At 53.3% G+C, this 12381-nt stretch carries 6 protein-coding genes, 1 pseudogene and 1 other annotated feature; of the genes and pseudogenes, 4 read left to right on the top strand and 3 right to left on the bottom strand.

Features of this window, described 5'->3' with window-relative positions:
* Nucleotides 1-33: 33 nt before the first annotated feature.
* Together gltD and gltB are read right to left on the bottom strand one after the other, a co-directional pair.
* Entirely contained in the window at nucleotides 34-1452 is a 1419-nt protein-coding gene (gltD, locus tag SF3253; protein ID NP_709011.1) for a glutamate synthase, read from the bottom strand.
* 12 nt (nucleotides 1453-1464) lie between these two features.
* Nucleotides 1465-6033 (bottom strand): glutamate synthase, encoded by a 4569-nt coding sequence (gene gltB, locus SF3252; RefSeq protein NP_709010.3) that lies wholly within the window; start codon nucleotides 6031-6033, stop codon nucleotides 1465-1467.
* A gap of 566 nt (nucleotides 6034-6599) precedes the next feature.
* On the opposite strand from gltB, the gene yhcC reads away from it, so the two are divergent.
* The 4 genes and pseudogenes from yhcC (at nucleotide 6600) to mtgA (ending at nucleotide 11568) form a co-directional block, all read left to right on the top strand.
* Nucleotides 6600-7529, top strand: coding sequence for a hypothetical protein (gene yhcC, locus SF3251; RefSeq protein ID NP_709009.2), 930 nt, complete (start codon nucleotides 6600-6602; stop codon nucleotides 7527-7529).
* A gap of 95 nt (nucleotides 7530-7624) precedes the next feature.
* Complete coding sequence (arcB, locus tag SF3250) at nucleotides 7625-9961, top strand: aerobic respiration control sensor protein ArcB (protein ID NP_709008.1); 2337 nt, start codon at nucleotides 7625-7627, stop codon at nucleotides 9959-9961.
* 229 nt (nucleotides 9962-10190) lie between these two features.
* A complete protein-coding gene (gene yhbL, locus SF3249; protein NP_709007.2) occupies nucleotides 10191-10844 on the top strand; it encodes an isoprenoid biosynthesis protein with amidotransferase-like domain in 654 nt (217 codons plus the stop codon).
* Nucleotides 10841-11568: a sequence feature (Similar to Escherichia coli K12 peptidoglycan enzyme gi: 1789601 (243 aa). BLAST with identity of 99% in 242 aa. This CDS ontains frameshift. The sequence has been checked and is believed to be correct.), on the top strand. (Overlaps the previous gene by 4 nt.)
* Nucleotides 10841-11568: pseudogene (gene mtgA / locus SF3248) on the top strand. It overlaps the preceding feature by 728 nt. Before yhbL ends, mtgA begins: the two are co-directional and overlap by 4 nt.
* On the opposite strand, the gene yrbL reads toward mtgA, so the two are convergent.
* On the bottom strand, nucleotides 11565-12197 hold the full coding sequence (gene yrbL / locus SF3247) for a hypothetical protein (RefSeq protein NP_709006.2): 633 nt from the start codon (nucleotides 12195-12197) through the stop codon (nucleotides 11565-11567). The pseudogene mtgA and the gene yrbL sit on opposite strands and share 4 nt — an antisense overlap.
* Nucleotides 12198-12381 lie beyond the last annotated feature (184 nt).

Raw genomic sequence — 12381 nt, 5'->3', positions numbered from 1 at the left:
CTCTTTTCTGAGGAGGCGGCGCTGGGACAGAGCTTAAACTTCCAGCCAGTTCATAATGCCGTCTGCCGCTTTGCGACCTTCGGCGATGGCGGTAACGACCAGATCGGAACCACGGACGATATCGCCGCCAGCAAAGATTTTCGGGTTGCTGGTCTGGAAAGCGTTGTCGTTGCCTTCCGGAGCGATGATGCGGCCTTGTGAATCCAGCTCGACGCTGTGTTTTGCCAGCCATTCCATGTTGTGTGGACGGAAACCAAACGCCATGATCACCGCATCTGCCGGAACGATATGTTCGGAACCTGCAACGATCTCCGCGCGGCGACGGCCTTTGGCATCCGGTTCGCCCATTTCGGTACGTACCATTTTTACGCCGCTGACTTTGCCGTTACCGTTCACTTCAATCCCCAGTGGCTGGACGTTGAATTTGAACTCTACGCCTTCTTCCCGCGCGTTTTTCACTTCGCGGCGGGAACCCGGCATGTTCTCTTCATCACGACGATAGGCACAGGTAACGTGCTTTGCCCCCTGGCGTACAGACGTGCGCACGCAGTCCATCGCAGTGTCGCCACCGCCAAGTACTACCACGCGTTTGCCTTCCATGCTGACGAACGGTTCGTCGCGGGTTTCACCAAAGCCCATTAACTGTTTGGTGTTGGCGATAAGGAACGGCAGCGCTGCGTACACGCCATCGGCGTCTTCGTTTTCCAGCCCGCCGCGCATTGACTGATAAGTCCCAACGCCAAGGAACACGGCATCGTAATCACTCAGCAGATCGTCCAGCTGTACGTCGCGGCCCACTTCGGTATTGAGTTTGAATTCAATACCCATGCCGGTGAAGATTTCACGGCGACGCGTCATTACCTCTTTTTCCAGCTTGAAGGCCGGAATACCGAAGGTCAGCAGCCCGCCAATTTCTGGATGACGGTCGAAGACAACGGCTTTTACGCCGTTACGCGTCAGGACATCCGCACACGCCAGACCTGCCGGGCCTGCACCGATAATCGCCACTTTTTTACCGGTTTGCTTCACGCCGGACATATCCGGACGCCAGCCCATTTCGAACGCTTTATCATTGATATAACGCTCAATGTTGCCGATGGTCACCGCACCGAACTCATCGTTCAGGGTGCAGGAACCTTCGCACAGACGGTCTTGCGGGCAGACACGTCCGCATACTTCCGGCAGTGTGTTGGTCTGATGCGACAGTTCTGCCGCTTCAAAAATACGCCCCTCGTTGGCGAGCTTCAGCCAGTTTGGGATGTAGTTGTGTACCGGGCATTTCCACTCGCAGTATGGGTTGCCGCACGACAGACAGCGGTCAGCCTGCGCTTTGGCCTGGCCTTCGGAAAACGGCTCGTAAATTTCAACAAACTCAATTTTACGGATCTTCAGCGGTTTCTTTGGCGGATCAACGCGCTGCAGGTCGATAAATTGATAAACATTCTGACTCATTGTTGCTACCCCTTACTGCGCCTGCACGCGCAACTCTGCTGCGCTACGACTACGGTGACCCAGCAGTGCTTTTACATCACTGGACTTCGGTTTAACCAGCGCGAATTTCGTGGCGAAGGTTGACCAGTTCGCCAGAATCTCTTCACCGCGCTGAGAACCGGTATGCTGAACATGCTCGGTGATAAGACCGCGCAGATGCTCTTCATGGATCGCCAGATCGTCGACGCTTAAGACTTCGACCAGTTCCGGGTTAACGCGTTTGCGGAAATCACCGCTTTCATCGAGAACGTAAGCGAAGCCGCCGGTCATGCCCGCGCCGAAGTTAACGCCGGTTTTACCCAGAATACAGACAATACCGCCCGTCATATATTCACAGCCGTTGTCGCCAATGCCTTCTACCACGGTGATAGCACCGGAGTTCCGCACGCCGAAACGTTCACCCGCGCGGCCTGCGGCATACAGACGACCACCGGTCGCGCCATACAGGCAGGTGTTGCCGATAATGCTTGCTTCATGGCTGCGGAAGGCGGAACCAACCGGAGGACGAATGGCGATTAAGCCGCCCGCCATGCCTTTACCGACATAGTCGTTGGCATCCCCGGTCAGGTACAGTTCCACGCCGCCCGCGTTCCACACACCGAAACTCTGGCCTGCGGTGCCGTTGAAGTACGCTTTGATAGGATCGGCTGCCAGCCCCTGATCGCCGTGCGTCTGGGCGATATAGCCTGAAAGCGACGCGCCGACAGAACGGTCGGTGTTGCGGATATCGAACCAGAAGGTTTTGCTCTGGCGTTCATCGACAAACGGTTTCGCCTGTTGCAGCAACTGCGCGTTCAGTAGGCCGTTATCAAACGGCGGGTTGTTTTCAGTGCAGTAGAGTGACTTACCTGCATGTGGCTCGGCAGTCTCCAGCAGCTTCGACAGCGCCAGTTTCTGCTGTTTGGCGGTGAAACCGTCCAGCTCTTTCAGCAGGTCGGTGCGACCAATCAGATCCACCAGACGCGTTACTCCCAGCTGTGCCATCAGCTCGCGGGTTTCACGGGCGATAAACTCAAAGTAATTAGTCACCTTGAACGGCAGGCCGTGATAGTGATTCTTACGCAGTTTGTCATCCTGAGTTGCTACACCCGTGGCGCAGTTGTTCAGGTGGCAAATACGCAGATATTTACAGCCGAGCGCCACCATTGGGCCAGTGCCGAAGCCGAAGCTTTCTGCGCCGAGAATCGCCGCTTTGATGATATCGACACCCGTTTTCAGGCCGCCATCAACCTGCAAACGAATTTTATGACGCAAGCCGTTGGCAACCAGCGCCTGTTGGGTTTCCACCAGACCGAGTTCCCACGGGCAGCCTGCATATTTCACTGACGACAGCGGGCTTGCGCCGGTGCCGCCGTCATAGCCCGCGATGGTGATCAAGTCCGCATAAGCTTTCGCCACGCCAGTCGCGATGGTGCCAACGCCTGGTTCGGACACCAGCTTAACGGAGATCATCGCTTTCGGGTTAACCTGCTTGAGGTCGAAAATAAGCTGCGCTAAGTCTTCGATAGAGTAGATATCGTGGTGCGGCGGCGGGGAGATCAGCGTCACTCCGGGCACCGAATAGCGCAGTTTGGCGATGTAAGGAGTGACTTTGTCGCCCGGCAACTGACCACCTTCGCCCGGCTTCGCGCCCTGGGCGACTTTAATCTGAATGACGTCGGCATTGACCAGATACGCCGGAGTAACGCCGAAGCGACCAGAAGCCACCTGCTTGATGCGCGACACTTTGTTAGTGCCATAGCGCGCCGGGTCTTCGCCGCCTTCACCGGAGTTCGAGTTACCGCCGATGCTATTCATCGCTTCCGCCAGCGCCTCGTGGGCTTCCGGGCTTAACGCGCCGATAGACATCGCGGCGGTATCAAAGCGTTTAAACAGTTCGCTTGCCGGTTCAACATCAGCAATGTTGACCGCGTTTTCACCCGGCGTAATTGCCAGCAGATCGCGCAGCGTGGTTGCCGGACGCTCATTAACCAGCTTCGCGTATTCCTGATAGTCGCTGTACTCGCCGCTTTGTACCGCCTGTTGCAGCGTGCGCACCACGTCCGGGTTGTAGGCGTGGTATTCGCCGCCGTGGACGTATTTCAGCAGGCCGCCCTGGCTAATCGGCTTGCGCGCCAGCCAGGCACGTTTCGACAGATTCAGCAGATCCTGCTGGAAGTCTTCAAAGCTTGCCCCACCAATGCGGCTGACCGCGCCCTGGAAGCACAGGCCCACTACATCATCGTGTAGACCGACCGCTTCAAACAGTTTCGAGCAGCGGTAAGAGGCGATGGTGGAGATGCCCATTTTGGACATGATTTTGTACAAGCCTTTGTTGATGCCGTTACGGTAGTTGAGCATCACGGTACGATAATCTTTGGCAATCGCGTGGGTGTCTACCAGGCGGCCCAGCGTTTCATAGGCAAGGTACGGATAAATAGCCGTCGCGCCGAAACCCAGCAACACGGCGAAGTGGTGCGGATCGCGGGCGCTGGCGGTTTCGACGATGATGTTGGCATCGCAACGCAGGCTTTGATCGACCAGACGGGTCTGGATCGCGCCAACCGCCATCGGAGCCGGAACCGGCAGGCGATCTTTAGCGATATTCCGGTCGGAGAGCACCAGCAACACGGTGCCGCTACGTACCATTTTTTCGGCTTTGTCGCATAGCTCTTTGACTGTCGCTTCGAGCGTGGTTTTAGTGACGTCAAAGGTGATATCCAGCGTATCTGCGCGGTAGTGCTCCTCTTTCATCGTCGTGAGCTGTTTGAAATCGGAGTAGAGCAGAATCGGCGATTTAAAGCTTAAACGGTGCGCCTGGCCCTCTGCTTCGCAAAAGACGTTCATTTCACGACCGATACTGGTGGCGAGCGACATAACATGCGCTTCACGCAGCGGGTCGATTGGCGGGTTAGTCACCTGGGCAAACTGCTGGCGGAAGTAGTCGTAAATAATGCGCGGCTGACTGGAGAGCACGGCGAATGGGGTATCATCGCCCATCGAACCGACCGCTTCCTGACCGTTTTCGCCCAGTACGCGAATTACGGAGTCCAGCTCTTCCGCGCTGTAGTTAAACTGTTTCTGGTAGCTGGCAAGCGTGTCGTCGTCCAGTTCGCGGCTACCCACTTCTTCATCGGGCAGATCTTCAAACGGTACCAGTCGGCGGACGTTTTTCTCCATCCACTCTTTATAAGGGTGGCGGCTTTTCAGATCGTCATCGGTTTCTGCCGAGTGCAGAATACGCCCACTGCGAGTGTCGATCACCATCAGTTCGCCTGGCCCGACGCGGCCTTTTTCGACCACTTCGTCAGGCTGGTAATCCCAGATACCGACTTCAGAGGCGCAGGTGATGAGCTTGTCTTTGGTAATGACGTAGCGTGCCGGACGCAGACCGTTACGGTCGAGGTTACAGGCAGCGAAGCGACCATCGGACATCACGATGCCCGCCGGACCATCCCACGGCTCCATATGCATGGAGTTAAAGTCAAAGAAGGCACGCAGTTCCGGGTCCATATCCGGGTTGTTCTGCCAGGCGGGTGGCACTAACAGGCGCATGGCGCGGATGATATCCATCCCGCCTGCCAGCAGCAGTTCCAGCATGTTATCCATGGAACTGGAGTCAGAACCGGTTTCGTTGACGAATGGCGCGGCGTCGTGCAGGTCAGGGATCAGCGGCGTCTGGAATTTATAGGTACGCGCACGCGCCCATTGGCGGTTACCGGTGATGGTGTTGATTTCACCGTTATGCGCCAGATAGCGGAACGGTTGCGCCAGCGGCCAGCGCGGTACGGTGTTAGTGGAGAAGCGCTGGTGGAACAGGCAAATGGCCGATTCCAGACGCAGGTCCGCAAGATCCAGATAAAAGCGCGGCAGATCCGCCGGCATACACAGACCTTTATAGATGTTCACCAGATTCGACAGGCTACAGACGTAGAAGTCTTTGTTGGCTTCGAGACGCTTTTCAATGCGGCGGCGGGCGATAAACAGACGGCGCTCCATATCGCGTGGACGCCAGCCTGCCGGGGCGTTCACAAAAATTTGCTCAATGCGTGGCAGAGAGGAGAGGGCGATTTCACCCAGCACGCCTTCGTTAGTGGGGACATCACGCCAGCCCACAATCGACAAGGTTTCGCGTTGCAGTTCTTCTTCAACGATGCGGCGTGCGGCAGCGGCGAGTTCAGGATCTTTATTCAGGAAGAGCATCCCGACAGCGTAGTTTTTTGCTAAACGCCAGCCGCGCTCCTGCGCAACGATGCGAAAAAAGCGATCCGGTTTTTGTAACAGCAAGCCGCAACCGTCGCCGGTTTTACCATCGGCGAGAATCGCGCCACGGTGCTGCATGCGGGCCAGTGCGTGTATTGCAGTACGCACTACCTTGTGGCTAGGTTCGCCTTCTATGTGGGCGATCAGGCCGAAACCACAGTTATCCCTCTCAAGGGATTTATCGTACAACATATCGTGAACCTCCCCCAGGCTCTGCGGGAACCCCACTTCCGAACCGCTGCGCACGGGCACAGAAAGAGCGTGGCGACGGGGTTTGCGTGTCATACGCGCGCCTCGCATTCGCCCCCTTGTTGTCCTTTTCGCATCGGTTAATACGGTGAAGAGGGGATCTCAATTACTGCATAAATATGATGAGCAGGCTGCTCATCCAGAAAGCTTCCAGCGGATTTCCAACTTATCGGGAAAGCTGATACAGGTCAAATGGCAAGCTTATTGGTACAGAAATGTGCTTTAGCGCAAAATTCTTTATTAAATAGCTGAAATTAAAATAGATTTTATCTTTAAGGCTAAAAGGAGAGTCGTTAGAGAAACAGTCAATTCCTGACTGTCATAAAGGCGTGTTAACCCTTATCCTGCCTTGAACTGACGAGAAAACCAGCATTTTATACTGCCTTAATTGGTAATGACGTTTCATGCTACTGTTTTTGCCTAAAATCCATAAGGAGATAAAAAAATCTGACACAAGATAAGCAAAAGTGATTTATGTGATTGTGCATGAAATTTCGGTAATTTTGATTGATTATGCAGTTGATAAAAGCAGGCCGGGACGATTGATCCAGGTCATCGCCGAATTGAGCTAAAAATGGCAGGCTTTGGCCTCTTTTCAAGGCGCGGTCTATCAGATTATGCAGTTACAGAAATTAGTCAATATGTTTGGTGGTGATCTCACCCGTCGTTATGGGCAAAAGGTGCATAAGCTGACGCTGCACGGCGGTTTTAGCTGCCCTAACCGTGACGGTACCATCGGGCGTGGTGGCTGCACATTCTGTAATGTTGCCTCGTTTGCCGATGAAGCGCAGCAGCATCGTTCCATTGCCGAGCAACTGGCGCACCAGGCGAATTTAGTTAACCGCGCTAAACGCTATCTGGCCTACTTTCAGGCGTATACCAGCACCTTTGCGGAAGTTCAGGTGCTGCGTTCTATGTATCAGCAGGCGGTGAGCCAGGCCAATATTGTCGGTTTGTGTGTTGGTACCCGCCCGGACTGCGTGCCGGATGCGGTGCTGGATCTGCTTTGCGAATATAAGGACCAGGGTTACGAAGTGTGGCTGGAGCTGGGGCTACAAACCGCCCACGACAAAACACTGCATCGCATCAACCGCGGCCATGATTTTGCCTGTTATCAGCGTACAACCCAGCTGGCACGTCAGCGCGGGCTGAAGGTGTGTTCCCACTTAATTGTCGGCCTGCCTGGCGAAGGGCAGGCTGAATGTTTGCAAACGCTGGAGCGAGTGGTTGAAACCAGCGTGGACGGCATAAAGCTGCATCCGCTGCATATTGTGAAAGGCAGCATTATGGCGAAAGCCTGGGAAGCGGGGCGTTTGAACGGTATTGAACTGGAGGATTATACGCTCACTGCCGGAGAAATGATTCGCCATACGCCACCGGAAGTGATCTACCACCGCATTTCCGCCAGCGCCCGTCGCCCGACGCTGCTTGCTCCGCTGTGGTGCGAAAATCGATGGACGGGAATGGTCGAGCTGGATCGCTATCTGAATGAACATGGCGTACAGGGATCGGCGCTGGGACGTCCGTGGCTACCTCCAACGGAGTAGGTCGTTGAGGGGAATTCCGCATTTCTCACACAATTTATAACGTAACTGTCAGAATTGGGTATTATTGGGGCAGGTTGTCGTGAAGGAATTCCCTAATGAAGCAAATTCGTCTGCTGGCGCAGTATTATGTTGACCTGATGATGAAGTTAGGTCTGGTGCGCTTCTCAATGTTGCTGGCGCTGGCCCTCGTCGTTCTTGCCATTGTGGTACAAATGGCGGTAACCATGGTGCTGCATGGTCAGGTCGAAAGCATTGATGTTATTCGTTCTATCTTCTTTGGTTTGCTGATTACGCCGTGGGCGGTCTACTTTCTATCGGTGGTCGTCGAGCAACTGGAGGAGTCACGACAACGTCTGTCACGGCTGGTGCAAAAACTGGAGGAGATGCGCGAGCGCGATTTGAGCCTCAACGTTCAGTTAAAAGATAATATTGCCCAGCTAAATCAGGAAATTGCCGTTCGTGAAAAAGCGGAAGCAGAACTGCAGGAAACCTTCGGCCAACTGAAAATTGAAATCAAAGAGCGCGAAGAGACACAAATTCAGCTCGAGCAGCAATCCTCATTCTTACGTTCCTTCCTTGATGCTTCACCCGACTTGGTTTTTTATCGTAACGAAGATAAAGAGTTTTCCGGCTGTAACCGCGCGATGGAGCTGCTGACCGGAAAAAGCGAAAAACAACTGGTTCACCTGAAACCTGCTGATGTTTACTCACCGGAAGCCGCCGCAAAAGTCATTGAAACCGATGAAAAAGTGTTCCGTCATAATGTGTCACTGACCTATGAACAGTGGCTGGATTACCCGGACGGGCGCAAAGCCTGCTTTGAAATCCGTAAAGTGCCGTACTACGACCGCGTGGGTAAACGTCACGGTTTGATGGGCTTTGGTCGCGACATTACCGAGCGTAAGCGGTATCAGGATGCGCTTGAACGCGCCAGCCGCGACAAAACGACGTTTATTTCCACCATCAGTCACGAATTGCGTACACCGCTGAACGGTATCGTCGGCCTGAGCCGCATTCTGCTGGATACCGAACTCACCGCCGAGCAGGAAAAATATCTCAAAACTATCCATGTTTCGGCCGTCACGCTGGGGAATATCTTTAACGATATTATCGACATGGATAAGATGGAACGGCGCAAGGTCCAGCTTGATAATCAGCCGGTTGATTTCACCAGCTTCCTTGCCGATCTGGAAAATCTCTCCGCATTGCAGGCGCAACAAAAAGGATTGCGCTTTAACCTGGAGCCTACGCTGCCATTACCGCATCAGGTCATTACCGACGGGACGCGTTTACGGCAGATCCTGTGGAACCTCATCAGTAACGCCGTCAAATTCACCCAGCAAGGCCAGGTTACCGTGCGCGTGCGCTACGATGAAGGCGATATGCTGCATTTTGAAGTGGAAGATTCTGGTATCGGCATTCCGCAGGATGAGCTGGATAAAATCTTCGCCATGTATTACCAGGTGAAAGACAGTCATGGCGGTAAACCTGCCACCGGCACCGGTATTGGTCTGGCCGTTTCTCGTCGTCTGGCGAAAAATATGGGCGGCGATATTACGGTTACCAGTGAACAGGGCAAAGGTTCAACCTTTACGTTGACGATCCACGCACCGTCGGTGGCAGAAGAGGTCGATGATGCGTTTGATGAAGACGATATGCCTTTACCGGCGCTGAATGTGCTGCTGGTGGAAGACATTGAACTGAACGTGATTGTCGCGCGTTCTGTGCTGGAAAAATTAGGTAACAGCGTTGATGTCGCCATGACCGGCAAGGCGGCGCTGGAGATGTTTAAACCGGGCGAATACGACCTGGTGTTGCTGGATATTCAGTTGCCAGATATGACCGGGCTGGATATCTCTCGTGAACTGACGAAGCGTTATCCGCGCGAGGATTTACCGCCGCTGGTGGCCTTAACCGCTAACGTGCTGAAAGACAAACAAGAGTACCTCAATGCTGGAATGGATGATGTGCTGAGTAAGCCGCTTTCGGTTCCGGCGCTAACCGCGATGATCAAGAAATTCTGGGATACCCAGGATGATGAGGAGAGTACGGTGACGACAGAAGAGAACAGTAAATCAGAAGCATTGCTCGATATTCCCATGCTGGAACAGTATCTCGAACTTGTAGGACCGAAGCTGATCACCGACGGGTTAGCGGTGTTTGAGAAGATGATGCCGGGCTATGTCAGCGTGCTGGAGTCGAATCTGACGGCGCAGGATAAAAAAGGCATTGTTGAGGAAGGACATAAAATTAAAGGTGCGGCGGGGTCAGTGGGGTTACGCCATCTGCAACAGCTGGGTCAGCAAATTCAGTCTCCTGACCTTCCCGCCTGGGAAGATAACGTCGGTGAATGGATTGAAGAGATGAAAGAAGAGTGGCGTCACGACGTAGAAGTGCTGAAAGCGTGGGTGGCAAAAGCCACTAAAAAATGACCCCGGCTAGACCGGGGTGCGCGAATACTGCGCCAACACCAGGGAAATCTTGGCTGCGCCGTAAATTATTATGATGAGTTACAAGGGCACAGCACTGTTTTTCAGGCCGCACGCAGTTAAGATAGCAAAACTTAAATGATTTGTTACATGAATCAGTTAAATGTGTGATGCGTACCATTTTTATTAAAAAAATTAATGTGTTTCAGTCAATTGCGAAAGGATGATCACAATGAAGAAAATTGGCGTAATTCTGAGCGGATGCGGCGTCTATGACGGTTCTGAAATTCATGAAGCGGTGTTGACGTTGTTAGCTATTTCACGCAGCGGTGCGCAGGCGGTCTGCTTTGCACCGGATAAGCAGCAGGTTGATGTTATCAACCATTTAACTGGCGAAGCGATGACGGAAACGCGCAATGTGCTGATTGAAGCGGCACGAATAACGCGCGGTGAAATCCGTCCTCTGGCCCAGGCCGATGCCGCTGAACTGGATGCGTTGATTGTGCCGGGGGGGTTTGGCGCGGCGAAGAATTTAAGCAATTTTGCCAGTCTTGGTAGCGAATGCACCGTTGACCGTGAATTAAAGGCGCTGGCACAAGCGATGCATCAGGCCGGAAAACCGCTTGGTTTTATGTGTATTGCCCCGGCGATGCTGCCGAAAATTTTCGATTTCCCGCTGCGTTTGACCATCGGTACTGATATCGATACCGCAGAAGTGCTGGAAGAGATGGGCGCGGAGCATGTGCCGTGTCCTGTCGATGATATCGTGGTTGATGAAGACAATAAGATTGTCACCACCCCAGCATATATGCTGGCGCAGAACATTGCAGAAGCGGCGAGCGGCATTGATAAGCTGGTTTCCCGCGTGCTGGTTCTGGCTGAATGAGTAAAAGCCGCTTAACGGTGTTTAGTTTCGTTCGCCGTTTTCTTTTGCGGTTAATGGTTGTCCTCGCCGTTTTCTGGGGCGGGGGCATCGCGTTGTTTAGCGTTGCGCCTGTTCCCTTCTCAGCGGTAATGGTCGAGCGACAGGTCAGCGCCTGGCTGCATGGCAATTTTCGTTACGTGGCACATTCTGACTGGGTCAGTATGGATCAAATCTCGCCGTGGATGGGACTGGCGGTGATTGCCGCAGAAGATCAGAAATTTCCTGAGCACTGGGGCTTTGATGTCGCTTCCATTGAGAAAGCCCTGGCGCACAACGAGCGCAATGAAAACCGTATTCGCGGTGCTTCAACGATTTCTCAGCAGACGGCCAAAATCTCTTTTTATGGGATGGGCGTAGCTGGGTACGAAAAGGGCTGGAAGCTGGATTAACGCTGGGGATAGAAACAGTCTGGAGCAAAAAGCGTATCCTGACGGTTTACCTGAATATCGCCGAATTTGGCGACGGTGTGTTTGGCGTCGAAGCTGCGGCACAACGTTATTTCCACAAACCCGCGAGCAAACTTACCCGGTCGGAAGCTGCATTACTGGCAGCTGTATTACCTAATCCACTTCGTTTCAAAGTCTCCTCGCCATCGGGCTACGTGCGTAGCCGTCAGGCGTGGATTTTACGGCAGATGTATCAGTTAGGCGGTGAGCCGTTTATGCAACAACACCAGCTGGATTAAGCTTCGCGCGAAGTGAGGGCCAGCGTTTTGCTCTCACGAGGTTGCAGATCTTTCTGCAGGGCAATAGCCAGCGCCGGTTGGGCGATAAATCGTTTCCATAACCGCTCTTGCTTACGCAGACAACACCACTTCGACCAGGTCGCCAGTGGAATCAATGTGCTTTCACCAATGTTGTCGCAGACGACCGGGATAACCTCTGACTCACTGATGCGGTGACAGAGGATATTCTGCGGCTTCAGCGACATCGTCACGATACGGTTATCCTGCAAATAACGCTTCAGCTGTTTCAGTAGCTGGCGCAGTTGTGCAATGTCTTCTTCGTAACGGCATTGTTCAGCAAATTCGGTCAGCGTAATGGAAGGCTTGCCGTCAAAATCGGCAATCACATCGTAGACATAACCGGTTCCGCAATCCGTCTCAACGGTACCGTGATAGCGCGGTATTCCACTCCAGTCTTTTAACCGGCGACCAAGATGCGCGTAGTACTTTAACTCACGGCGGATCTCTTTATCGCCACCATCGCCACGATGGTAGACAATCTTGATACAGCGTTGGGCATCTTCCGGATGCGCATAACATTTCCGATGTCTTCCGGTGCCCAGGGGACTTTGTTCAGATAAGCGAATCATGCCATCTCCTGGAAATATTTTCTGACGATCTCCAGTATGGTCGATTAACTTAAACAAAACCTAAACAATGCCTCTTAAGGTTTTCTTAAGGTTCTTCTGAAAGTGAAAAGCGCACAAAATGTACAAATGACGTTGATTGAGAACGATTTCAGTACGTGATTTTCTTATTGTCGGGGGAGCTTGA

The organism is Shigella flexneri 2a str. 301 (assembly GCF_000006925.2).
GTDB lineage: Bacteria > Pseudomonadota > Gammaproteobacteria > Enterobacterales > Enterobacteriaceae > ECMA0423.
The sequence above is the reverse complement of the archived record's forward strand: the minus strand, read 5'-3'. Positions and strand labels throughout refer to the sequence as shown.

Coding starts and splice junctions, on each gene's coding strand:
- gltD (NP_709011.1), bottom strand. CDS start 1,452: ATGAGTCAGAATGTTTATCAATTTATCGACCTGCAGCGCGTTGATCCG.
- gltB (NP_709010.3), bottom strand. CDS start 6,033: ATGCGAGGCGCGCGTATGACACGCAAACCCCGTCGCCACGCTCTTTCT.
- yhcC (NP_709009.2), top strand. CDS start 6,600: ATGCAGTTACAGAAATTAGTCAATATGTTTGGTGGTGATCTCACCCGT.
- arcB (NP_709008.1), top strand. CDS start 7,625: ATGAAGCAAATTCGTCTGCTGGCGCAGTATTATGTTGACCTGATGATG.
- yhbL (NP_709007.2), top strand. CDS start 10,191: ATGAAGAAAATTGGCGTAATTCTGAGCGGATGCGGCGTCTATGACGGT.
- yrbL (NP_709006.2), bottom strand. CDS start 12,197: ATGATTCGCTTATCTGAACAAAGTCCCCTGGGCACCGGAAGACATCGG.